A 21,899-nucleotide genomic window follows, 5' to 3' on the forward strand; every position below is an offset into this window, starting at 1 on the left:
TTATCGGGTCCTGTTGCTTTCCGCGAGAACACAACTAGCAAGCATGCCTTGTCGCTGTCGATGGAACGGGTTCGTATCGACGTGCCGGAAGGTTATCCGACCGAACGGCGGAACGCAACCGTTACGTCCTGGCGTATAGTGACCGCGTGGCGACAGCGAAGCGTGCACCCGCCGGAGCGGCGGTGCTCCGAGGCGACATCACCAGGGCCATCCGTGACGCAGTCATGACCGAGCTGGCCGTGGTCGGTTACGGCCGGCTCTCGATCGAGGCCGTGGCCCGCCGAGCCGGGGTCGGCAAGACCGCGATCTATCGGCGCTGGAGCAACAAGCTCGAGATGGTCCTCGAGATCGTCTCGGACGTGGCGGGCCGCAGCGTCCCGCTGCCCGACACCGGCAGTTTCGCCGGCGATCTCCAGCTGCTGCTGATGATCGTAAGCCGGGCACTCCAGCACCGGATCGCCTCGCAGATCATCCCCGACCTGATGGCCGAGGCCTCGCGAAACCCGCAGATCGCCGAGACCCTCCAGAAGGCACTGCGCACCCACCAGCAGGCGGTCGGCGACAAGCTGATCGGCCAGGCGGTGGCCCGCGGCGAGCTGCCCGCCGGCACCGACCCCGAGCTGGCCGTCGACCTGCTCCTGGGGCCGCTCTACTGGCGGCTCGCGGTCGCCCGCACCCCGCTGCCGGACGACTACCTGGACAAGATGATCGAGGCGGTCACCGCGGCGCTGAAGGCCACCGGCTGAGGCGGGCAACCGACCTGCAACCCGGAAGCTCTCCTGGTCGGGGCGGTGGTGGCCGACGTTAGGGGCCAACCCCCGAGCCACCAGGAGCCGCCATGCGCCCGACCGCCGACGCCACCGTCCTGGACGCCAGCGCCCTGCTCGCCCTGGTGATGGGCGGCTCGGCGGGCGAGCCCGGGCCGAAGCCGGCGGCGCCCTCGGCGACCGCGCCGGTGGGTCTCTGGCTCAGCGCGGACGGCACCGTCCGGCTCGACATCAGGACCGACGGGACGTACGACGCTCAGGTGGCCGGTCGCCGGCAGCGCGCTCGCGGCACCTACCACATCGACGGCGGGCTGATGACCCTCAGCGATCGCCACTCCGGCCTGTGCACCGCGGTGAGCCTGTACGACGGTGAGCTGGAGATGGCCGGCCACCGCCTGGGTCAGGTCGCCTGAACGAGCGCCGGCTCCCGGGTTTCCACGGTCTCGGCCTGCCGGGCGTCCAGCCGGTTGCTCGCCAGCGCCAGCAGCAGGCCACCCGCCGCCAGCGCGACCCCCAGCCAGGCCGGGGAGAGGTAACCCCAGCCGGCCGCGATGACCACGCCGCCCAGCGCCGCCCCCAGGCTGTTCGCCAGGTTGGTGGCCGACTGGTTGACCGCGGCACCCATCAGCTGAGCGCGCGGGGCCACCGAGATCAGCAGGGCCTGGAGGGCCGGACCCATGAAAAGACTGGCCGCACCGATCAGGAACGCGGCCGCGAACAACCCGATCGGGTGACCGGCGACGAGCCCGAACAACACGGTCGTGGCGATCATGGCGGCGAACCCGAACAGCACACTGCGGCGCAGGTTCCGATCGGCGGCGATCCCGCCGATCACGTTGCCGATCGTCATGCCGAGGCCCATCACGCCCAGCACCCACGGAATCGCTGATTCCGACAAACCGGTCACATGGGTGGTGATCGGGGCGATGTAGCTGTTCACCGCGAAGAAACCGCCGAAGCCGACCGCGGCGACCAGCGCCACCAACCAGACCTGCGGCGAGCGGAACGCGGCCAGCTCACCCCGGGGCGAGCCGCCGGGCGCGGCCGCCACCTCCGGGACGACGGCGAGCACGGCCAGCAGGGTGAGGGCGAAGACGCAGGCCACCGCGAGGTACGCGGCCCGCCAGCCGGCCACCTGCCCGAGTCCGGTGATCAGCGGGACGCCGAAGACGTTCGCCGCGGTCAGCCCGCTCAGCACGATCGAGAACCCCTTGGCCTGGTTGCCCGCCCCGAGCATGCTCGCGGCGAGCAGCCCGGCCGCGCCGAAGTAGGCGCCGTGCGCCAGTCCGGCCACGAAGCGCCCGGCCAGGATCAGCCCGAACGTCGGGGCCAGCGCCGAGGCCACCGTGCCGACCGTGAACATCACCAGCAGCCCGAGCACCAGCTTGCGGCGGGCCACCCGGGCGGTCAGGGTCGCGATCGTCGGCGCCCCCACCACCACGCCCAGCGCGTAGACCGTGATGACCCAGCCGGCCGTGGCGACCGCCTGTGAGGACGAGCGCGCGTACGCGTCCGGCAACAGGTCGCGGGCCACCTCGGGCAGCAGGCCCATGGCGGCGAATTCGGTGAGGCCGAGGCCGAAGCCGCCCAGAGCGAGGGCAAGCAGGGCCGCCCAGCGGCGGCCGGCGGTGAGTTTCTCCACGTCAGGAACTCTAGAACGTTCTAGTCCGTGGCGGAGTAGAACGTTCTAGTGATCACAAGTAAATTCTTCGGTCATGCGAGCAGGGGAACAACGCCGACCCACGCTGGCCGACGTCGCCGCCGAGGCGGGCGTCTCGGTCGCGCTGGTCTCCATCGTCATGCGCGACGCCCCCGGGGCCAGCGCCGCCACCCGGCAGCGGGTCCTCGAGGTGGCCCGCCGCCTCGACTACCAGCCGGACAGCCGGGCCCGGCTGCTGCGCAGCGGCGAGAGCCGGCTGCTCGGCGTCGTCTTCGGCGTGCAGCATCCGTTCCAGCACGACCTGCTCACCGGGCTCTACGACGCCGCCGACAAGCAGGGCTACGAACTCACCCTGAGCGCCGTCACCCCGCGCCGCGACGAACGGACCGCCATCGGCGGCCTGCTGCAGGACCGCTGCGCCGCGATGATCCTGCTCGGCCCGCAGATCCCGGTCGCCGAGCTGGCCGCGCTGGCCGGCCGGATGCCGGTCGTGGTGATGATGCGCGGGGTGCGGCACAAGGCCGTCGACGTGGTGCGCACCGACGATGTGCGCGGCCTCAACCTGGCCGTCGATCACCTGGTCACGCTCGGGCACACCCGGATCGCGCACGTCGACGGTGGCCGGATGATCGCCTCCGCCGAGCGGCGGCAGGGCTATCACGAGGCGATGCGGCGGCACGGCCTGGAGGCGTACGCCCGGGTGGTGGTCGGCGGTTTCGGCGAGGAGGACGGGGCGCGGGCCGCCCGGGAACTGCTCGCCGACCCGCCGACCGCGGTCACCATGTTCAACGACCTGAGCGCGGCCGGTCTGCTCGACGTGGTGCAGCGGCACGGGCTGGCCATCCCCGGCGACCTCAGCGTGGTCGGCTACGACGACAGCAGCTTCAGCCGGCTCGCGCACATCGACCTGACCACGGTCGCCCAGGACATCGACACGCTGACCACGCTGGCGGTGGCCCGGGCGGTCGAGCGGATCGCCGGCGGCGGCGTCACCAACCGCGAGATCGTCATCCCGCCCCGCCTGATCATCCGCGGCACCACCGGTAGCGCCCCCACGCCGTAACCGGAATGCTGGGCACCGTGATCGATTGGCTGACCGGCACCGCGCTGACCGCGTTCGGGGCACCGACCACCTGGGCCGAGGTGCTCGGCTTCGGCACCGGCCTGGTGAACGTGGGTCTGCTGGTGCGCCAGCACATCCTCAACTGGCCGCTCGGCATCCTCAACGTCCTGCTGCTCATGCTGGTCTTCTGGTCGGTCGGCCTGTACGCCGACGCCACCCTGCAGATCGTCTACGTGGTGCTGGGCTTCTACGGCTGGTGGGCGTGGCTCTACGGTGGCGCCCGGCGCAGCCGGCTCGTGGTCCGCCGCACCACCCGCCGCGAGTGGCTCGGCCTGGCGGCCGCCGGGGTCGTGCTCACCGCCGGCCTGTGGCTCTTCCTGGACCGGCTCACCGAGTCGACCGTCCCGCTCGCCGACGCCGCCACCACCGCGTTGTCGCTGCTCGCCACGTACGGCCAGACCCGCAAGCTGATCGAGAACTGGTGGCTGTGGATCGCCGCCGACCTGATCTACATCCCGCTCTACGGCTACAAGGACCTCTGGCTCACCGCGATCCTCTACGTGGCGTTCCTCATCCTCTGCATTCTCGGCCTGCGCTCCTGGCAGGCGGCCCGCCGCGAGATGATCACCGGGTGACGTACCGGCACGGACTGATCGTCGGCAAGTTCTACCCGCCGCACGCCGGCCATCATGCGCTGATCGCCGCGGCCGAGGCGGCCTGCGAGCGGGTCACCGTGGTGGTGGCGCCGTCGACCCGCGAATCGGTGCCGCTCGAGGCCCGGCTGACCTGGCTGCGCGAGGCGCACGGCCCGCGGGTCAACTTCGTCGGCGTGCACGACGACCACCCGGTCGACTACGACGACCCGGACGTGTGGGAACTGCACATGGCGGTCTTCCGGGCGGCCGTCGGCGGCGAGCGGGTCGATGCGGTGTTCAGTTCCGAGGCGTACGGGACGGAGCTGGCCGAACGCTTCGACGCGGCGGCCGTGATCGTCGACCTGGATCGGGCCCGGGTGCCGATCTCCGGGACGGCCGTGCGGGACGATCCGCCGGCGCACTGGCACCTGCTCGGGCCGGGGGTGCGCGGCTGGCTCGCGAAGCGGGTCGTGGTCGTCGGCGCCGAGTCGACCGGCACCACCACGATGGCCCGCGCGCTGGCCCGGCACTACCGGCTGCGCGGCGGCGTGTGGCGGGACACCCGATGGGTGCCCGAGTTCGGCCGCGAGCTCACCGAGCGCAAGCTGGCCGAGCTGCGGGAAGCCGAGCCGGCCGCGACGGTCTTCGACGTGACCTGGGATCGGGACGACTTCGTCACCGTGGCCGAGGAGCAGAACCGGGCCGAGGACGCGGCCGCCCGGGCCGGGTCGCCGGTGCTGTTCGGCGACACCGACGCCTTCGCCACGACCATCTGGGAGGAGCGCTACCTGGGCAGCACGTCGGACGCGGTCCGCGCCCGGGTCCGCCCGCCCGACCTCTATCTGCTCACCGACGACGCCGGGGTGCCGTTCTTCGACGACGGGCTGCGCGACGGGGAACACCTGCGTACCTGGATGACTGGTCGGTTTCGCGCGGAGCTGGAGGCTCTCGGCGTACCCCACCTGGTGTTGACCGGAAGTTATCCGCAGCGGCTGCGCGCCGCGGTGGCCGCGACCGACGACCTGCTCGCGCGGGGTTGGATCTTCGCCGCACCGCTAAGCGCGACGGTCCCGACGCCGATCGGAAAGGTGAGGGGCGGGGAGTAAGGGGCATGTATGCGGCGGACCGGGAAATTCGCCCTCGGGTTGGCGGCGACGTCGCTGGCCCTGGGCGGCTGTAGCGGCAACGCGACACCCTCCGCCGCCGGCACCGGCTCCGCATCGCCCACGCCGACAAACGGTCCGTGGGTGCGCGTCGAGTCCGGCAGCCCGACGGCGACCCCCAGCACCGGCAGCACCTTCTCCCCGAGGAGCGCGTTGCCGGCAGTGTCGTTCCTGCCCACCACCGGGGCGTGCGGAATAGCCTGGCCGGACAACATCGGCCTGGTCCTGATCCCGATGGTGATCACCCCGATATCCGGCGGCTTCAAGGTCGACTGGCCGTCGAAATACGGCTCGTACTACCGCATCACCGCAGTCCCGCAGGGCTTGGTCACCGGAGCCCAGCCCGAGCCGACCTGGCAAACCGTCCAGGCCGGCGCCAACTGCACGGTCTCCGCCACGATCACCGGCTTGACCTCGGGCGCCCCCTACATCATCTGGCTCGACGCCCCCGACACCCCGAAGGGCGTAGAGGGCACCCGAAGCCTCTACAGCGGCAAGTCCAACGTCGTGAAGCCGCTGTAGCGGTGGCTCAGGCGATCGCGGCGATGTCGCCGTCGTCGAAGTAGATGGCCTGGTGCAGCCGGCCGCCGAGGGCCTCGGCGTAGCGGGCGACGATCTCCTGGCCGGACACCTTGCCCTGCTCGATCTGCGAAACGCGACCCTTGGTGATCCCCATCCGCTCGGCGACCTGCTGCTGAGTGAAGCCGCGCGCCCGGCGCACCTCGGCCAGCCGTTGCCCGAGCACGGTGGCCATCAGTTCCTGTTTCCCGGCCGCGACCGCTTCCTCACCACCGGCACGCTCGACGTACTCGGCCCGGATGTCGCCCCAGCGCGAGTAGCCGCTCATGCCTCGCCCTCCTGCTCGCCACGCTCTTTCAAGTAGATCTCATACCTCTGCTCCGCCAGCGGTATGGCGGTTTCGTACCAAGAGTTCCATTGGCCGGCCTTATCGCCCGCCACCAAGAGGATGCTCGACCGCCACGGGTCGAATGCGAAAAGGATCCGCACGCTGCCGGGGCGTAGCTCCTTCAGGTTTGCGAGGGTGGAACCGTGGATGGTGTCGACGAGAGGGCGGCCGAGCCCTGGCCCCGCCTCCGCGAGGGCGTCGATAGCTTGGACGACCCGGCGATAGGAGGGCATGTCCAGGCCATCGATCCACTCCCTTACCTCGTCTACAAGGTAAATATCCCACTCGTCGCTAGGCACTGGACAAGTGTAGTAATAGCTATACCCACAGACTAGCCCGCGGGTGTGCCGATGTCAGGAGGCGATGGTGTTGCGGCCGCTGAATTTGGCGGCGTACAGCCGCTCGTCGGCCAGGCGGAACAGGGCGTCGCCGGACATGCCCTCGGTCAGGGTGGCCAAGCCCACGCTTACCGTCAGCTGGGCGTCGGGGATGATCGCGGAGCGAGCCACCGCGGTGCGGATGCGTTCGGCCACCTCGCGGCCGATCGGCAGGTCGCCGCGGAGGAAGACGGTGAACTCGTCGCCGGCGTAGCGGACCGGGATGTCCTCGGCCCGGCAGTGGGCGCGCAGGATGTGGGCCACCTCGCGGAGGGCCCGGTCGCCGACCGAGTGCGAGTAGGCGTCGTTGACCGCCTTGAAATGGTCGACGTCCACCAGCAGCAGCACCAGTGGCGTCGCCAGGCGGCCGGTGTCGATGCGGTTGAGCAGCAGGTCGAAGCGGCGGCGGTTGCCGAGGCCGGTCAGCGGGTCGCGGAGCACCTCGCGCTCGGCGCGGGCCCTGGCCGCCTCGGCCTCCTCCTGCTGGCGGGCCTGGCGCAGCATCGCCAGGCGCTGCAGGCGGACCCGCCACAGCTCGCGGGTCTGGCCCTCGACGGCGTCGAACATGTCGCGGGCCGACTGGCTGTCGTCGATCTCCAGGGCGGTCAGCGCCAATTCGTACCGGATGATGGGTTTCTCGTCCGGGCGGTCGCCGAAGGCGCACAGCTCGCGGGCCGCGACGAACTCGCGCCGGGCCTCGGCCAGCGCGCCCTGGCCGCGCAGCACCAGGCCCAGCGCCAGGTGGGCCATCCGGGCCGACTGGTAATTCTCGGCGGCGCGCAACGGCATGATCGCCTCGCGGGCGAGTTTCTCGGCCGGGATCAGGTCGCCCAGCTTGGCCAGGGCCAGGGCCAGCATCGCGGCGGCGACCACGTCGTCGGGGCGCTCGTCGACGTGCGGGTGGGTGATCGCGATGCTGCGCCGCAGCCGGGTGGCGCCCTCGTCGTGCCGTCCGATGTGGCCCAGCCGGAGTCCCCAGTAGAGCAACGTCGTCGCGTGTACCAGGTCGAACGCGCTGGTGGCCTCGCTCAGATGCTCGTAGGTGCCGGATGCCACCTCGTACATCTCGGCGGCGGTGGCGGCCTCGGCGAACGAGCACAGGGCGGAGATCCGCCGGTCGCGGCCGGGGTGCGGGAGGTCGAGCAGGACGGCGGCCCGGGCCAGGTTGCGCATCGCATCGACGTAGCGTGACCGCAGCACGTCGAAGTGGGCCAGGTCGCAGAGGGTCTTGGCCTCGCCGAGCGCGGACCCGGCGGCGCGGTGCGCACGCAGCAGGTGGTCGGCGAACTCGGCGCCCTCGCCGAACCGTCCCATGTACAGGTTGGCGTACATCTTGCCCTGCAACAGGAAGTGCTCGGTGCGGTGATCGCCGCACCGCCGGGCGATCTCGAGGTAGGCGTCGGCCGCCTCGAGCGCGTCGCGGCACCGGCCGGTGTTGGCCAACCGGTGCACCAGGATCGCGAGCAGGTGAAGCGGGCCGAACGCCGTTACCGGCACCGGTAGCCGACTGTCACCGTCCATCGGATCAGTATCAACAAAATTGCTCAGACATGCAGCCGCCGTTGTCGATGTTGAAGACGTCGTTGATCGCTCATTTCATGACATATTTGTCCAGGCCGCCGACGAGCAGGTCCAGACCCAGCTCAAATCGGGCGTCCGTGCCGCCGCCGACCATGTCCTTCGCGTGTTTCTTCAGATTGGGATACGTGTCGGCGGGCAACTGCTCGAAGTACGCCATCAGGTCCTCGCTGAGCTCGTCGGCGAACGCGTCGTCCTTGGCGCCGGTCGTCTGCCGCTCGGTGCGCCAGATCGACATCTCGTACGCGTCGGCGGTGATGTAGAGGAAGATCCGGTCCATCGCCCAGGAGGCGACCCGGGGCGGGACGCCGCCGGCCAGCATCAGCCGGAGCAGTGCCTCGGAGATGCGCATCGCGTTCGGTCCGCTGGGGATGGTGGCGAGCGCGCTGCGCGCCAGGTCGTAGTGGTCCATCAGCGCCTGATGGCCGCTCCGGGCGATCTCGCGGACCTGGTCCTGCCACCGGGCCGGGTCGAACGGCGGCACCTCGACCAGGCCGCACACCTCTTCGAACATCAGCTGGAGCAGCTCGTCCTTGCTGGCCACGTGGGCGTAGAGGCTGGACGGGCCGGTGTCGAACTCGGCGGCGAGGCGCCGCATGCTCACCCCGTCGATGCCCTCGGTCTTCACGATGCGCAGCGCGGCCTCGATGATCTGCGCCTGGCTGAGGGGGGTCTTGGCGGGGCGTTCGGGCTTGATCGGCCGGCGCACGACGCCGGGCCGCCACGGGGGCTCTTTCATCGTCGCCCAATTTACTTGACGCGAACGGTGTTCGTCAGTAGAACAGTGTTCGTGACTACGAACACTGTTCAGACGCCGTCCGCGACAAGCGCGCCCGGCACCTATCGACATCGGTGGGTCGCGCTCTTCGTGATCCTGGCGGTCGAGGTGATGGACCTCCTCGACGCCCTGGTCACCAACATCGCCGGCCCGTCGATCCGCACCGAGCTCGGCGGCGCCTACAGCCTGATCCAGTGGCTCGGCGCGGCCTACACGCTGGCCATGGCGATCGGCCTGCTCACCGGCGGGCGGCTCGGCGACATCTTCGGCCGGCGGCGGATGTTCCTGATCGGCGCGATCGGTTTCACCCTCGCCTCGCTGGCCTGCGGCCTGGCCCAGACGCCGACCCAGCTGATCGTCGGCCGGGCGGTGCAGGGCCTGTTCGGCGCCGTGATGCTGCCGCAGGGTCTCGGCATGATCAAGCAGCTGTTCACCCCGGCCGAGCAGGCCAAGGCGTTCGGCGCATTCGGCCCGGTGATGGGCCTGTCCTCGGTCGGTGGCCCGATCCTGGCCGGCTGGCTCGTCGATGCCGACTACTTCGGCTCCGGCTGGCGCATGATCTTCTTCATCAACCTGCCCCTCGGCCTCTTCGCGGTCATCGGGGCGCTCAAGTTCCTTCCCGAGTTCAAGAGCGCGAAGGCGCCGCGGCTCGACGGCCTCGGCGTGGTGCTGGCCGCGGTCGGCGCGTTCCTGCTGCTCTACCCGCTGGTGCAGGGCCGCGAGCTGGACTGGCCGGTGTGGTGTTTCGTGATGCTGGCGGCCGGCGTCGTGGTCTTCGGGCTCTTCGCGATGTTCGAGAGCCGGCGCGAGCGCAACCACCTCGACCCGCTGGTCACGCCCAGCCTGTTCCGCAAGCGGGCGTTCTCCGCCGGGCTGGGGCTCGGCCTGGTCTTCTTCGGCGCGCTGATCGGCACCGGCCTGGTGATGACCTTCTACCTGCAGATCGGTCTCGGCTACTCGCCGCTCAAGGCCGGGCTGACCACGCTGCCGCAGGCGCTGGGCACGGTGGCCGGCTTCATCGTGGCCGGTGCCGGGCTCACCGAGAAGCTCGGCCGCAAGCTGCTGATGTTCGGCACGATCGTGATGATCTTCGGGGTGGCCGGGTTCGCGCTGACCGTGCAGCTGGCCGGGGCGGACATCACGCCGTGGCACATGGTTGCGTCGATGGTCCTCATCGGCGCCGGGATGGGGCTGGCGATGGCGCCGTTCTTCAGCATCGTGCTGGCCGGCGTCGACAACGAGGAGACCGGCTCGGCCTCCGGCGCGCTCACCTCGGTGCAGCAGCTCGGCGGTGCGTTCGGCATCGCGGTGCTGGGCACGATCTTCTTCGCGCTGCTGCCCGGCCAGGTGGCGTCGCACGTGGACGGCTCGGACGCCGAGCTCCGGGCGGTGCTGACCGCGGCCGCGGTCCCGGCCGACACGCAGCCCGCGGTCATCGCCGGCCTGCGTGACTGTCTGCGGGATCGCACCGCCGAGGACGACCCGGACGTGGTGCCGGCCAGCTGCCAGGGTGCTTCCGAACCGTCGGCCGGCGTCGCGGCGTATGCGCAGGAGCAGGTGCGGGCCGGCTTCCAGGCCACCACGATCCGGACCGCCGGGGTCACCGTGCTCCTGCTGATCCTCGCCTTCGGCCTGGCCTTCCTACTGCCGAAGAAGGCCAGGCCGGACGAGGAGATGGCGCACTAGCGGGTGGGCAGGCCGGCGGCGCGCCATGCGGCGAAGCCGCCGGCCAGGTCGGTCGCCCGGGCCAGGCCCAGGTCCTGCAGCGCGGCCGCGGCCAGGCTGCTGGTGTAACCCTCCTGGCAGGTCACGACGACCTCCAGGTCGTAGCTGCCGGCGAACGGGAGCTTGGCGTCGCTGCGCGGGTCCAGCCGCCACTCCAGGACGTTGCGCTCGATCACCACGGCACCCGGGATCTCGCCGAACTCGGCCCGCTGCGCGGCCGGCCGGATGTCGACGAGCACGGCACCGCGTCCGACGGCCTCGGCGGTCTGGTGCGGGTCGAGCCGGGCCAGCCGGGCCCGGGCGCGGTCGAGGATCTCGTCGATGCCGACCGAGCCGGGCGGCGGCGTCAGGACCGCGGTCACCACTGGACTCCGGCCGTCTCGACGGTGAGCACCTCGAGGCCGCCGGCGCCGACGCGGTACTTGGTCATCGTGGTGAGCGCCGGGCCGTAGACGTGGATGCTGACAGCGGGCCGGGACGACCGGTTGGTGATCCGGTGGATGTGCCGGGTGCCGAATCGGCGGCCGGCGCCCTCGCCGAGCTCACGGCCGGTGATCCGGGCCGGGCCGCCGGCCGGCACCGACACGGTGTCCTCGGTCAGCGTGCCGGCGAAGACGTGGAACGCGCCGGCCGAGCCACCGTGGTCGTGCAGCTCGGTGCCCTGGCCGGGAAGCCAGGTGAGCAGCCAGACCTCGTGGTCGTCGGCGACGGCGAGCCGTTCATACCACCGGTTGGTCGGGTTGAAGCGGGGTGCGACCGGCCACTGGTCGGGCATGGCCGCGAAGGTGGTCGCGATCGCGAGGTGGTCGAGGCGTGTGTCGACGGCAGTCACGGGAGCTCCTCGTTTTGCATACATTGCCCATCAATCCTATAGGGTTAACGCCCGACTGCGGCCCAGGATAGCGGCACACGCGGTCCGATGGGCGAAAAAGTCGTTGAAGCCGTGCGAGAAAACTAGAAGTCGCAGCTCAGCTGGGACAGCATGCGCTGGCGCAGTGCGCCAGATCGGTCGCCAGGTCGGCGACGAGAGGGATACCCGTCCGCTGCATGTCGACCATGGTTACCCGGCTGGTGATCACGGGTCAACCTGGTTCCGCAATCTGGGAGCGACTATTTCCGGCTACCACCAACCGCGGCGTTTTGCCCAGGTCAGCAGCAGGGCGGACATCACCGCCATGATGGTCAGCACGACCACGAGCTGCGGAAGCTCGGTGTGCTCGTGCACGATGATGTTCATGCCGTAGATCGAGGACAGGGCCGTGATCGGCAGGGTCACGACGGCGATCACGGCGAGCCGCTCGGCGGCCACCGTCATCTTGGTCTCCGCCCGCGCCCGGTAGAACTCGATCACGCCCTGCAGGTACTCGCGTTCGCCGTCGGCCAGGTTCTTGATCCGGGTGAGCTGGTCGACCAGGTCCATGACCAGCGGCAGGTCGCCGGCCGGGACGCGGGCGTCGAGGGTGGCGAGCCGGCCGTAGACCTCGGCGCCGAGAGCGCCCATCGTGCGGACCGCGAGCAGCCCGTGCCGGGCCTGGAAGAGCTCCTCCAGGAACTCCTCCGGGTTGCCCAGCTGCCCGCCGGTGACCCGTTGCTCCAGATGCCAGACATCCGCGGTCACCTCCTCGATGAAGGTCTCCAGGTGATGGATCAAGGAGGAGGTGATCGCGTATGACAACTCATACGGCGAATTGGGGCGTAACCGGCCGCTCTCCAGCCGGCGTCGAACCCCGTCGGTCTCCCGAAGTGCGACTTTCAGGGAAAGGGCCGGATTGATCGGTCCGTGCACAGTCACGAGAAACTTTTCGCCGATTATCTGATCGAGTTCGAGATAGTGGACATGGCCCGACGGACCCCGCTCCGGACCGTGAAGGATCAAGAGTTGCTGATGCGGATAAATCCGGACACGTGGCACACGATTCCGTTGCATACAGTCGCGGACCGCCAGTGGGTGACCCCGAAGGACTTCAGTGAGCAGGGAGATCGCCTCTTCCGTGCACTCCGGAATGTCCACCCACACCAGTGCGCCGGGGCGCTCCAGAAGGGCGCTGACCTCGGCAACGGCGTGTTCCTCCACGTGGGCGTCGGTGATCGACAGGACCCGGATCGCGGCCATGACTTTCACGTTAGACCTGAAAGAAGCTCGTGGCGCTTTGCCTCTTTCTGAACAACGCGTAAAAAGGCGCCCTCCGCAATCGCCCGAACACGCTCTGTCGTGGAAACAACACTTTGCCTCACCGGATCGGCTGACCGCCTCAGCCGTTAAGGCGGAAAACCCGTCGGCGATCGCAACTCGAATCGAGGACGCTATATGGTGACGATCGCCGCCGATAACCGGTGCCGGAGGTCCCTCGCCCACGCCTCTGATTCCCCCCGATCAACGAGGACGGACACGTGTTGAAGTCACGCCGCGGTCTACTCGCCGCCGGCCTAGCCGTAGCCGTAGTCGGCGCTATCGGCGTCGTTTCCACGCTGAACGCGGGTGCGGAGCAGATCACGCCCGTCGCCGACACCCCGGCCGGTGTCGCCGCCGACGACGAAGCGGTCACGGCCACGCCGCCGGCGCTGCTGCCCTGGGGTGCACGTCCCTCCAAGGTCCGGATGGGTAGGCCGGGCGCGGACACCAAGTCCCTCCGGGTCGCCGGCGTCGACGCCGCTGCTCCCGACACGAGTGGATCGATCAGGCCCAGGGGGCGCTATGCGCCGAAGGGCTGGAGCAACCGGACCACCGAGATGACCACCGGTAAGGCCGACGCGCCGCCGCCGGCGCCGAGCCCGGTGAATGCCGCAGCCGCGGCCGGCGACTACAACGTCAAATACCTGTACAACCGTGGTTACCAGACGGTCGAGTCGGACGGCGTCTACGCCAATCTCTGGGTCGCGAAGCCCTACCTCGACACGAACGACTACCACAGCCTGGCCGAGATCACGGTGCAGTCGGCGGACGGCCGGCAGATCGTCGAGGTCGGCTGGAACGTCGACCGCCTCACCAACGGTGACGACGACCCGCACCTGTTCGTCTACCACTGGGTCAACAAGGAAGAAAGCTGCTACAACGGCTGCGGCTTCATTCCCTACAGCACGAACATCGCGCCCGGCGCCACCTTGAAGGACGGCGCGGCCCGGCGGTTCGGCATCATGTACAGCAACGGTGGCTGGTGGATCGCGTTCGACTCGGAGTGGCTGGGTTACTTCCCCACCACGCTCTGGTCGGACAAGGGTGTCAAGTTCGAGCGCGGCGGCCTGGTCCAGGTCTTCGGCGAGGTGGCGGCCGGCCCGACCACCACGTTCCCCTGCACGGCCATGGGTAACGGTGTCGACCCGACCGACGCGGAGGCTTCGGCCAAGACCGCGCCGGCCTACGCCACCAGCGCGACGCTGGTCAACGGGGCGGCGGCCGCACTGCTGACCTTCGACAAGGCCGAGGATCTACCGCTGGCCTACAAGGTGGTGCCGACAAAGACCCTCGTCTCGTTCAGATACGGCGGCCATTGGACCGGCGACCTCGACCAGGACGGCAAAGCCGACTGCTGAGTTCCATGTGACGCGATGCCCGGTCCCGGCGAGGGGGACCGGGCATCGTCCTTTTCCGGCTTGTCGTTCGAACCGTATTCAGCCGCACGGTGTACAAGTTGTTGGCAACGGGGGACGGCAGCCGGAGGGGCGAGGGGCAACGCGGATGAGGCGACGGGTGAGCCCCGACGAGGAGTTGATGACCGCGCTCTACACCGAGCACTACGCGGTCCTGCTCAGCTTCGTCCTGCGCTACGTGCACGACCGGCATCGCGCCGAGGACATGGTGCAGGAGACCCTGCTCCGGGCCTGGAAACACATCGACAACCTCGACACCGATCAGGGCCGCACCCGCTCCTACCTGCTGACCATCGCCCGCAACGTGGTCACCAACGCCTGGCGGGCCGAGCAGCGCCGGCCGCATCTGGTGGCCGACGAGGGCGCGGTCAACGCGATGCCGGCCGAGGACAACGTCGACCAGATGGTCGAGGGCTGGCTGGTCGCCGAGGCGTTGGAACGGCTGTCCGCCGACCACCAGGCCGTGGTCAAAGCCATGTATTACGAGGGGCAGAGCGTGGCCGAGGCGGCGCGGCGGCTTTCCGTACCCGAAGGAACGGTCAAATCCCGGGCCTATTACGCCGTTCGGGCATTGCGGACAGCGTTCGAGGAAATGGGAGTTCTCCGGTGAGCGCGAGGAGTGAGCGAAGCGAGCCCCGCAGTCGCGAACGGAAGGCGGCGCGGTGAGCGCGAGGAGTGAGCGAAGCGAGCCCCGCAGTCGCGAACGGAAGGCGGCGCTGTGAGCGCGGAGCACGACGAGCTGCGGCGACTGCTCGGTGGTTATCTTCTCGGCGGCCTCGACGAGACGGACACCGACCGGCTCGACGCCCACCTGCGGGACTGCGACGACTGTCGCGACGAACTCGAGCGCCTGGCCCCCGTACCGGAACTCCTGCAACGCCTGCCGGACGCGCAGCGGACGGCCGGACACCCGGCGCAACCACCGATCAGCCTGTCCGCCCGCCCCTCGCCGGAGAACGTCGAGGGCCTGCTGCGCCGGATGCGTGCCGAACGCAACCGGGAGCGGCGGGCAGCCCGAGTTCGCTGGCTGGCCGCGGCGGCCGTGGTGCTGGTCGCGGTGGCCATCGGCGTCGGGGTGATCCGCACCAGCGAGTCCCCGCCGCCGGCGACGGTGCTGCCCAGCGCCCAGTTGGTGACCGCGCAGTTCGAGGCGGCCGAGGGCAGCGGCCTGTCCGGTCAGGCCGTGCTCACCCCGAAGATGTGGGGCGTGTCGGTGGCGCTGGATGTGACGAAGCTGCGCGGCGAGGGCCCGTTCCTGTGCGAGGTGCACAACGCCGAGGGCAAGGTCGAGCAGGCGGCGGTGTGGGGGCCGACGACGAGCGGCAGTGCCAAGGTGATCGGTGCGAGCTCGTTCCAGCTGCGCAACGTCCGCTCGGTGAGCGTCGCCGACACCGACGGCCACGTGCTCGGCACCGCCCAGCTCGACTAACTCACTCTTCGGAGCTTCACCAGGTAGGTCTGCGCGACCACGACCAGGGCCAGGAACGTTCCGCTGATCACCTGCTGCCAGTTGCTGTTCACGTTGCCGACCTGGTTGATCAGGTTCTGGATGACACCGAGCAGCAGCACGCCCGCGATCGTCCCGGCGATCGTGCCGGCGCCGCCGGTCAGCAGCGTTCCGCCGATCACCACGGCGGCGATCGCGTCCAGCTCCATGCCGGTGCCGAGCACGGTCACGCCGGAGCCGAGCTTGGCTGCGTTGATCGCGCCGGCCAGGCCGGCCAGCAGCCCGGACATCACGTAGACCCAGACCTTGGTGCGGTGCACCGCGATCCCCATCAGCGCGGCCGCGTCCGCACTGCCGCCGACCGCGTAGACCGCGTGCCCGAATCGGGTGCGGGCCAGCAGCACCATGCCGAGCACCACCAGCGCGACGACCAGCCACACCTGGTAGCCGATGTCGAGGAACGAGCCGTTGCCCAGCCGGCGGAACGCGTCGCTCTTCACCAGAAAGGTCTCGGAACCCTCCGAACTGATCGCCCGCATCAGGCCCCGCGCCCCGAGCAGCGCCGCCAGGGTCACAATAAAAGGAGCCATTCTTGTGTACGCGATGAGCAGCCCATTGGCGACCCCGATGGCGCCGCAGACGAGCAGTGGGGCCGCGAACGCCGCGACGAAGCCGTACTGCGAGGCCCACGCCGCGAGGACCCCGCCGAGCACGTAGAGCGACCCGACCGACAGGTCGATGCCGCCGGTCAGGATCACGAAGGTCATCCCGAGCGCGATCAGCATCGGCGGCGCGGCCGCGACCAGGATCGTCCCGGTGTTGTCGAAGCTGCGGAAGTTCGGGAAGGCGGCGAGCGCGATCAGCACCACGACGACCAGGACGGCGAGCGCACCCTGCCGCTGCACGGTCCCGACGATCCGGTCGGTGCGCTCGGCCTTGCGGACATCCGCGGCCGCCTGTTCCGGCGGCGGCGTGGGCGTCTTTGCGGCGATTCCCATGGTCACCGGGTCTTCCTCTCTCGCGCCACGTAGACCGCGATCAGGATGATGACGGCCTGCACCATCTCGGTCGTGGACGGCTGCAGGTTGTGTTTGATCATGGTGGCGATCACCAGTTGCATGAGCAGGGCGCCGGCCACGGTGCCGAGGACGCGCACCCGGCCGCCGGTGAGCGGGGTCCCGCCGACCACCACCGCGGTGATCGCGGACAACTCGATGAGCAGGCCGACCGCGGAGGCGTCGCTGGACTGGATGCGGGCCACGCTGAGCAGGCCGGCGATCGAGGCGAGCACCGCGCACACGATGTAGACGGTGATCAGCACCCGTTTGACCGGCAGGCCGGCCAGCTCGGTGGCCGGCCGGTTGCCACCGATGGCGAGCAGCCGGCGGCCGAAGACGGTGCGCCGTACCAGGAACGCGACCACCAGCACCAGCGCCGCGGCGACCCAGACCAGCACCGGGATGCCGAGCAGGTCGCCCGAGCCCAGGTAGATCAGGTCGGGGTTGCGGACGTCCTTGAGCTGGCCATGGGTGATCACCACGGCCAGGCCGCGGCCGCCGACGAAGAGGGCGAGGGTGGCGACGATCGGCTGCAGGCCGACCCGGGCCACAAGTACGCCGTTGATGAACCCGACCGCCACGCCGGCGAGCACCGAGGCGATGATCGCGGCTACCACCCCGTACCCCAAATAAAGCGGAATGAGCGCCGCGGCCAGGGCCATCACCGAGCCGACCGATAGGTCGATGCCCTCGGTGCCGATCACCAGGGCCATGCCGAGCGCCACGATCACGATCGGCGCCACCTGGATGAGCTGGATGCGCAGGTTGCTCCAGGTCAGGAAGTACGGCGTGAAGAAGATGTTGTAGAGCACCAGCAGCAGGATGGCGAGGTAGACGCCGTACTGGGAGAGGCCTTTGAGATTGACGGCCGGGCGGGCCGCGACCTGCGTCGTCATGCGTTTCCTCCAGCCGCGATCGTGGCCATCAGGTCCTCGGTGGTCACTTCGGCGCCGGTGAGGACGCCGACGACGACTCCGTCGCGCAGCACCACCACGCGATCGGCGCCCTCGATCAGCTCCTCGGCGTCCGAGGAGACCAACACGACGCCGAGGCCCTCGGCCGCGAGCTCGTCGATCAGCGACTGGACCTCGGCCTTCGCACCGACGTCGATGCCGCGGGTGGGCTCGTCGAGCAGCAGCACCTTGGGGCCGGTGGCGAGCAGCCGGGCCAGCAGCACCTTCTGCTGGTTGCCGCCGGAGAGGTCGCCGACGAGCTGGTCGGGGCTGGACGCCTTGATCCGCAGCCGGGTCATGTATTTCTCGACGATCGCGTCGATCTTCGAGTCGGAGACCAGGCCGAGGCGGGAGAGCTGGGGGAGTACGGCGAGGGCGATGTTCTCGCGTACCGAAAGACCGGCGATGATGCCCTCGGCCTTGCGGTCCTCGGGTTGTACGGCGATGCCGGCCTTGACCGCCCGGACCGTCGTGGGTTTCTTCAGGTCGACGCCGTTGACCTGCACGTCTCCGCTGTCGAGCGGGTAGGCGCCGCCGATCGCCTTGATGGTTTCGCTGCGGCCGGCGCCGAGCAGTCCGCCGAGGCCGACCACCTCGCCCGGGCGCACCTCGAAGCTGATGTCGTGCAGCTTGGTCCGGCTGGTCAGGCCGCTCGCGCGGAGGACCGGCGCGGCGCCGGTGTCGCCGGTCGCCGCGCCGGAAAACGCTGTGGCACCCTCCCGCCGCACCTCGGACATCTCCCGGCCCAGCATCAGCGAGACCAGCCGGATCCGTTCGAGGTCGGTGAGCTTTCCGGTGTGCACCACCTTGCCGTCGCGCAGAATCGTGACGGCGTCGCAGATCTGGTAGAGCTCGTCGAGCCGGTGGCTGACGTAGATGATGCCGATGCCCCGGCTGTGCAGGTCGCGGATGACCCCGAAGAGGGTCGCCACCTCGCGCGGTTCCAGCGACGAGGTGGGCTCGTCCATGATGACCACCTTGGCGTCGATCATCACGGCCCGGGCCAGGGCGACCATCTGCTGCTCGCCGAGGGCGAGGGTGCCGAGTTGCCGCCGGACGTCGGCGGTGACGCCGTAGCCGGCCAGGATCTCCCGGGCCTCGCGGTGCATCCGGCCCTCGTCGAGCAGGCCCAGCCTGTTCCTCGGCTCGCGACCGAGGAACAGGTTGTGGGCCACGCTCATCAACGGGACGAGATTGACCTCTTGATAGATCGTGGAGATGCCGGCGTGCTGGGCGTCCATCGGCGTACCGAATTGAGCCTTTTGTTGTTGGTATCTGAGCTCGCCGTCGTCCGGCTGATAGACGCCGGTAAGCACCTTGATCAGGGTGGACTTACCGGCGCCGTTCTCGCCGACGAGAGCGTGCACCTCCCCTTGGTTGAGCGTGAACGACACGTGGTCGAGCGCGCGCACGCCGGGAAAGGTCTTCGAGACGTCGATGACTTCCAGCATTCTTTACCCCAGTGGAGTCGCGTTGTTCCAGGTCGCGTCGGCGGCGTAGCTGCCCGACGAGTCCCAGGTGTTGCCGCCGCCGTTGGTGGCGATGTAGACCGCTTCGGCGTAGTGCCGCCAGAAGTAGCCCGGGTAGTTGACCGATTCGAGGGAGATGTTGCTGCCGCTCAGGCCCGGCTGCGCGCAGAAGGTGGCGTCCTGCTGGAACGTCGTCGTCCCGTCGTTGCTCGCCTTCTGCACCCGGTAGGCGGCGTGCCGCAGGTACTGCCCCGGGTAATTGACCGACTCGAACGTGTAGCAACTGTTGTCGGCCAGCCCGGCGCGAACCGTGAAGGTGGCGTCCTGACGCTCGGTGAGCGAGCTACCCGTGGTGATCACGTCGGTGCGGGCCAGGCCGTCCCGGTGCCGCAGGTAGCGGGTGTCGTAGCCGGCCGTGGTGACCCGGAACGACCGGTTCGCCCCGACCGGCAGGTCGGCACCGCTGCGCCACAGCGGCGTGGTGACCTGCCAGGTCGCGTCGTCATTGAAGGAGCCGCCGGTGTTGGCGTCCATCCAGACCTCGTCGCTGCGGTGCCGCAGGTAGTAACCGGCCATGGTGGACGCTTCCAGCGAGGTGCCGCCGCCGGAGAGGCCGGACCGGGCGCAGAAGGTGGCGTCGGCGTTGAACGTCGAGCCGCCGTCGTTGGCCTCCTTGTAGACCCGGTAGGCGCGATGCCGCAGGTATTGACCGGGGAAGTTGCGCGACTCGAACGAGTAGCAGGCGGCGTTGGCCAGCCCGGGTCGCACCCAGAAGGTCGCGTCCTGCCGTTCCCCCTGAGCGGTGCCGATCACGTCGGTACGGGCCGCACCGGCGGAATGCCGCAGGTAGCGGTTGGTGTAACCGGGCGTGGTCACCCGGAGCGACACCAGCTTGCCGGTCGACAGCGTCGCGCCGGACGCCGCGCCGAGAACCCGCAGGTTGACCTCGCGCACCCGGGCCAGATCCATCTTGGCGAGCTGCCGGTCGTACGTGTAGAAGCCGTTGAGCTCTTCCTCCACGTCCGTCGGCTCGGTGTAGACGCTTCCGGACAACCCGCTGCCGTTGATCAGGTCGATCAGCCGGGCGGTGATCTGGACATATCGGTTGGTCAGCGCATTGCTGTCGGTGAGCCATTCGTAGGCGAACTTGCCGGTGGTCGGCCACTCGTGGCCCGCGGTGCGCAGACCCAGGCCGCCGTACTCACCATTTACGGCAAATCGGGTGGCGGTCGGTGCACGGCCGATTCCGGGGCCGACGTAGACGTGGTCGTCGATCACGTCGCCGTTGCCCGGGTCGGGGTCGGAGTCGCAGCAGTTCGAGCCGGAGTCGTGGTTGACCATCCGGATCGGGTCCCAGCTCTTCACCAGGTCGGCGATCCGGCCCGCGTCGTACTCGCCCCAGCCCTCGTTGAACGGCACCCACTGGACGATCGACGTGATGCCCTTGTGCTCGTCGACCATCTCCTTGAGTTCCTTCTCGAACCGGGTGCGCCCGGCCGTCGACGGTTCCCGGCCGCTGGCCAGGGCGGGCATGTCCTGCCAGACCATCAGGCCCAGCCGGTCGGCCCAGTAGAACCAGCGGTCGTTCTCCACCTTGATGTGCTTGCGGACCATGTTGAAGCCCATGGCCTTCTGCTGCTCGAGGTCGAAGCGCAGGGCGGTGTCGGTCGGCGCGGTGTAGATGCCGTCCGGCCAGTAGCCCTGGTCGAGGGTGCCGAGCTGGTAGACGAACTTGCCGTTGAGGGTGGGTCGCAGCACTCCGCCGAGCATCGCCTTGCCGAGCGAGCGCATCCCGAAGTAGCCGCCGACGGTGTCGCCGCTGCTCAGCGTGGCTTTGAGGTCGTAGAGGAACGGGTCGTCCGGGGTCCACAAGTGCGCATTCAGCACCTGAATTCGGATATTTCCTCCCACGGCCCCGGTAGCCGTGCCCACGACAGTGCCGCCGCTCAGGACCTGGGCGGTGACCGACTGGCCGGTCGCGTTGGCCGCCTGCACGACCAGGTCGAGGCCGCCTGCTGCCACGTTGGGGGTGGTGTCCAGGCGGGTGATGCGGGCCGCGTTGGTCGGCTCCAGCCACACCGTCTGCCAGATCCCGGACGATGGCGTGTAGAAGATGCCGCCGCGGCTGATCCGCTGCTTGCCGACCGGGATGTCCTGCGTCTCGACCGGGTTCCACGTCCCGACGATGATCTCGTTCGCGCCGGATTTAAGGGCAGATGTGATGTCGTACGAAAATTTGTCGTACCCGCCCTCGTGGGTGCCGAGCAGCGTGCCGTTGACCCAGACCTTCGACTGCCACATCACGGCACCGAAGTTGAGCTGCACGTTCTTGCCGGTCCAGCCGGCCGGGACGGTGAACGTGCGGCGGTAGTAGGCGTAATCCTGGCGCCGCATGATCCCGGAGAGCGCGCTCTCGATCGGGTACGGCACCAGGATCTCCTCGCCGAGGGTCTGCCCGGTCGGCGGGGTGTTGATGTTCGAGGAGCCGGCGAACTGCCAGGTGCCGTTGAGGCTCTGCCAGTCGGTGCGGGTGAGCTGCGGCCGGGGATATTCGGGCAGCGGGTTGGTGGTCGAGACCTGGTTGGTCCACGGGGTGGTCAGCGGCGGCGTCTTGGGGGCGAACGCCGCGGCCGGACCGGTGGTGGCGACCAGGGTGCCGGCCGTGGCGGCCAGCACGAGGGCGAGGAGTCGTCGGGGATGTGCGGTCACGTTCCGCTCCTTCGGGGATGGA

The 21,899-nt window shown here is 69.5% G+C and carries 22 protein-coding genes; 10 read left to right on the forward strand and 12 right to left on the reverse strand.

Annotated features, from left to right (window positions below; translation table 11 throughout):
* The first annotated feature begins 146 nt into the window (after positions 1–146).
* Together Adu01nite_RS24875 and Adu01nite_RS24880 are read left to right on the forward strand one after the other, a co-directional pair.
* Positions 147–746 (forward strand): TetR/AcrR family transcriptional regulator, encoded by a 600-nt coding sequence (locus tag Adu01nite_RS24875; RefSeq protein ID WP_239132685.1) that lies wholly within the window; start codon positions 147–149, stop codon positions 744–746.
* 92 nt (positions 747–838) lie between these two features.
* A complete protein-coding gene (locus Adu01nite_RS24880; protein WP_203729792.1) occupies positions 839–1,180 on the forward strand; it encodes an Atu4866 domain-containing protein in 342 nt (113 codons plus the stop codon).
* Here Adu01nite_RS24880 and Adu01nite_RS24885 read toward each other — a convergent pair.
* Positions 1,168–2,409 carry an MFS transporter gene (locus tag Adu01nite_RS24885; protein ID WP_203729794.1) on the reverse strand — a complete coding sequence of 414 codons (1,242 nt, stop codon included), beginning with the start codon at positions 2,407–2,409 and terminating at the stop codon, positions 1,168–1,170. The two genes, Adu01nite_RS24880 and Adu01nite_RS24885, sit on opposite strands and share 13 nt — an antisense overlap.
* 73 nt (positions 2,410–2,482) lie before the next feature.
* Here Adu01nite_RS24885 and Adu01nite_RS24890 point away from each other — a divergent pair, with 73 nt between their 5' ends.
* From Adu01nite_RS24890 to Adu01nite_RS24905, 4 genes are read left to right on the forward strand one after another with little or no spacing between them, the layout of a single operon-like run.
* On the forward strand, positions 2,483–3,490 hold the full coding sequence (locus tag Adu01nite_RS24890; protein ID WP_203729796.1) for a LacI family DNA-binding transcriptional regulator: 1,008 nt from the start codon (positions 2,483–2,485) through the stop codon (positions 3,488–3,490).
* A 17-nt stretch (positions 3,491–3,507) separates the two neighbouring features.
* The gene (pnuC, locus tag Adu01nite_RS24895; RefSeq protein WP_203729798.1) at positions 3,508–4,125 is read left to right on the forward strand and encodes a nicotinamide riboside transporter PnuC; all 618 of its coding nucleotides are present in this window, start codon (positions 3,508–3,510) and stop codon (positions 4,123–4,125) included.
* Entirely contained in the window at positions 4,122–5,231 is a 1,110-nt protein-coding gene (locus Adu01nite_RS24900) for an AAA family ATPase (RefSeq protein WP_203729800.1), read from the forward strand. The genes pnuC and Adu01nite_RS24900 overlap by 4 nt, the downstream gene beginning before the upstream one ends.
* A gap of 9 nt (positions 5,232–5,240) precedes the next feature.
* A complete protein-coding gene (locus tag Adu01nite_RS24905) occupies positions 5,241–5,810 on the forward strand; it encodes a hypothetical protein (protein ID WP_203729802.1) in 570 nt (189 codons plus the stop codon).
* Between the two features lie 7 nt (positions 5,811–5,817).
* Here the strand turns inward: Adu01nite_RS24905 and Adu01nite_RS24910 are convergent, their stop codons facing one another.
* The 4 genes from Adu01nite_RS24910 to Adu01nite_RS24925 form a co-directional block, all read right to left on the reverse strand.
* Positions 5,818–6,135 (reverse strand): helix-turn-helix domain-containing protein, encoded by a 318-nt coding sequence (locus Adu01nite_RS24910; RefSeq protein ID WP_203729804.1) that lies wholly within the window; start codon positions 6,133–6,135, stop codon positions 5,818–5,820.
* Positions 6,132–6,494 carry a type II toxin-antitoxin system RelE/ParE family toxin gene (locus Adu01nite_RS24915; RefSeq protein WP_203729806.1) on the reverse strand — a complete coding sequence of 121 codons (363 nt, stop codon included), beginning with the start codon at positions 6,492–6,494 and terminating at the stop codon, positions 6,132–6,134. Before Adu01nite_RS24915 ends, Adu01nite_RS24910 begins: the two co-directional genes overlap by 4 nt.
* A gap of 54 nt (positions 6,495–6,548) precedes the next feature.
* Positions 6,549–8,093: a GGDEF domain-containing protein gene (locus Adu01nite_RS24920; RefSeq protein WP_203729807.1), complete on the reverse strand. Its 1,545-nt coding sequence runs from the start codon at positions 8,091–8,093 to the stop codon at positions 6,549–6,551.
* Between the two features lie 70 nt (positions 8,094–8,163).
* Positions 8,164–8,889, reverse strand: a complete 726-nt coding sequence (locus Adu01nite_RS24925; RefSeq protein WP_239132686.1) for a TetR/AcrR family transcriptional regulator — start codon at positions 8,887–8,889, stop codon at positions 8,164–8,166.
* Between the two features lie 51 nt (positions 8,890–8,940).
* Here Adu01nite_RS24925 and Adu01nite_RS24930 point away from each other — a divergent pair, with 51 nt between their 5' ends.
* Entirely contained in the window at positions 8,941–10,614 is a 1,674-nt protein-coding gene (locus Adu01nite_RS24930; RefSeq protein ID WP_203729809.1) for an MFS transporter, read from the forward strand.
* Here the strand turns inward: Adu01nite_RS24930 and Adu01nite_RS24935 are convergent.
* The 3 genes from Adu01nite_RS24935 to Adu01nite_RS24945 form a co-directional block, all read right to left on the reverse strand.
* Complete coding sequence (locus tag Adu01nite_RS24935; RefSeq protein WP_203729811.1) at positions 10,611–11,018, reverse strand: rhodanese-like domain-containing protein; 408 nt, start codon at positions 11,016–11,018, stop codon at positions 10,611–10,613. The two genes, Adu01nite_RS24930 and Adu01nite_RS24935, sit on opposite strands and share 4 nt — an antisense overlap.
* Positions 11,012–11,485: a cysteine dioxygenase gene (locus Adu01nite_RS24940; protein ID WP_239132687.1), complete on the reverse strand. Its 474-nt coding sequence runs from the start codon at positions 11,483–11,485 to the stop codon at positions 11,012–11,014. The genes Adu01nite_RS24935 and Adu01nite_RS24940 overlap by 7 nt, the downstream gene beginning before the upstream one ends.
* Positions 11,486–11,773: 288 nt before the next feature.
* Entirely contained in the window at positions 11,774–12,766 is a 993-nt protein-coding gene (locus tag Adu01nite_RS24945) for a magnesium transporter CorA family protein (RefSeq protein WP_239132688.1), read from the reverse strand.
* A 278-nt stretch (positions 12,767–13,044) separates the two neighbouring features.
* Between Adu01nite_RS24945 and Adu01nite_RS24950 the strand changes: the two genes are divergently transcribed.
* The 3 genes from Adu01nite_RS24950 to Adu01nite_RS24960 all read left to right on the forward strand — a co-directional run bounded on the left by Adu01nite_RS24950 (position 13,045) and on the right by Adu01nite_RS24960 (position 15,670).
* On the forward strand, positions 13,045–14,184 hold the full coding sequence (locus Adu01nite_RS24950; RefSeq protein WP_239132689.1) for a neprosin family prolyl endopeptidase: 1,140 nt from the start codon (positions 13,045–13,047) through the stop codon (positions 14,182–14,184).
* A gap of 145 nt (positions 14,185–14,329) precedes the next feature.
* Positions 14,330–14,851 (forward strand): sigma-70 family RNA polymerase sigma factor, encoded by a 522-nt coding sequence (locus tag Adu01nite_RS24955; protein ID WP_203729815.1) that lies wholly within the window; start codon positions 14,330–14,332, stop codon positions 14,849–14,851.
* A gap of 108 nt (positions 14,852–14,959) precedes the next feature.
* Positions 14,960–15,670, forward strand: coding sequence for a zf-HC2 domain-containing protein (locus tag Adu01nite_RS24960; protein ID WP_203729816.1), 711 nt, complete (start codon positions 14,960–14,962; stop codon positions 15,668–15,670).
* Here the strand turns inward: Adu01nite_RS24960 and Adu01nite_RS24965 are convergent.
* Genes Adu01nite_RS24965 through Adu01nite_RS24980 form a run of 4 tightly spaced genes read right to left on the reverse strand, consistent with a single transcriptional unit; the run spans position 15,667 to position 21,877 of the window.
* Complete coding sequence (locus tag Adu01nite_RS24965) at positions 15,667–16,686, reverse strand: ABC transporter permease (protein WP_203729904.1); 1,020 nt, start codon at positions 16,684–16,686, stop codon at positions 15,667–15,669. The two genes, Adu01nite_RS24960 and Adu01nite_RS24965, sit on opposite strands and share 4 nt — an antisense overlap.
* 2 nt (positions 16,687–16,688) lie before the next feature.
* A complete protein-coding gene (locus Adu01nite_RS24970; RefSeq protein WP_203729818.1) occupies positions 16,689–17,642 on the reverse strand; it encodes an ABC transporter permease in 954 nt (317 codons plus the stop codon).
* Positions 17,639–19,150 (reverse strand): sugar ABC transporter ATP-binding protein, encoded by a 1,512-nt coding sequence (locus Adu01nite_RS24975; RefSeq protein WP_203729820.1) that lies wholly within the window; start codon positions 19,148–19,150, stop codon positions 17,639–17,641. The genes Adu01nite_RS24970 and Adu01nite_RS24975 overlap by 4 nt, the downstream gene beginning before the upstream one ends.
* Positions 19,151–19,153: 3 nt before the next feature.
* Complete coding sequence (locus Adu01nite_RS24980; protein WP_203729822.1) at positions 19,154–21,877, reverse strand: AbfB domain-containing protein; 2,724 nt, start codon at positions 21,875–21,877, stop codon at positions 19,154–19,156.
* Positions 21,878–21,899 lie beyond the last annotated feature (22 nt).

It is taken from the genome of Paractinoplanes durhamensis (assembly GCF_016862175.1).
GTDB classification, from domain to species: Bacteria; Actinomycetota; Actinomycetes; order Mycobacteriales; family Micromonosporaceae; genus Actinoplanes; species Actinoplanes durhamensis.

Coding starts and splice junctions, on each gene's coding strand:
- Adu01nite_RS24955 (WP_203729815.1), top strand. CDS start 14,330: ATGAGGCGACGGGTGAGCCCCGACGAGGAGTTGATGACCGCGCTCTAC.
- Adu01nite_RS24925 (WP_239132686.1), bottom strand. CDS start 8,889: ATGAAAGAGCCCCCGTGGCGGCCCGGCGTCGTGCGCCGGCCGATCAAG.
- Adu01nite_RS24975 (WP_203729820.1), bottom strand. CDS start 19,150: ATGCTGGAAGTCATCGACGTCTCGAAGACCTTTCCCGGCGTGCGCGCG.
- Adu01nite_RS24880 (WP_203729792.1), top strand. CDS start 839: ATGCGCCCGACCGCCGACGCCACCGTCCTGGACGCCAGCGCCCTGCTC.
- Adu01nite_RS24910 (WP_203729804.1), bottom strand. CDS start 6,135: ATGAGCGGCTACTCGCGCTGGGGCGACATCCGGGCCGAGTACGTCGAG.
- Adu01nite_RS24965 (WP_203729904.1), bottom strand. CDS start 16,686: ATGGGAATCGCCGCAAAGACGCCCACGCCGCCGCCGGAACAGGCGGCC.
- Adu01nite_RS24920 (WP_203729807.1), bottom strand. CDS start 8,093: ATGGACGGTGACAGTCGGCTACCGGTGCCGGTAACGGCGTTCGGCCCG.
- Adu01nite_RS24945 (WP_239132688.1), bottom strand. CDS start 12,766: ATGGCCGCGATCCGGGTCCTGTCGATCACCGACGCCCACGTGGAGGAA.
- Adu01nite_RS24890 (WP_203729796.1), top strand. CDS start 2,483: ATGCGAGCAGGGGAACAACGCCGACCCACGCTGGCCGACGTCGCCGCC.
- Adu01nite_RS24970 (WP_203729818.1), bottom strand. CDS start 17,642: ATGACGACGCAGGTCGCGGCCCGCCCGGCCGTCAATCTCAAAGGCCTC.
- Adu01nite_RS24905 (WP_203729802.1), top strand. CDS start 5,241: ATGCGGCGGACCGGGAAATTCGCCCTCGGGTTGGCGGCGACGTCGCTG.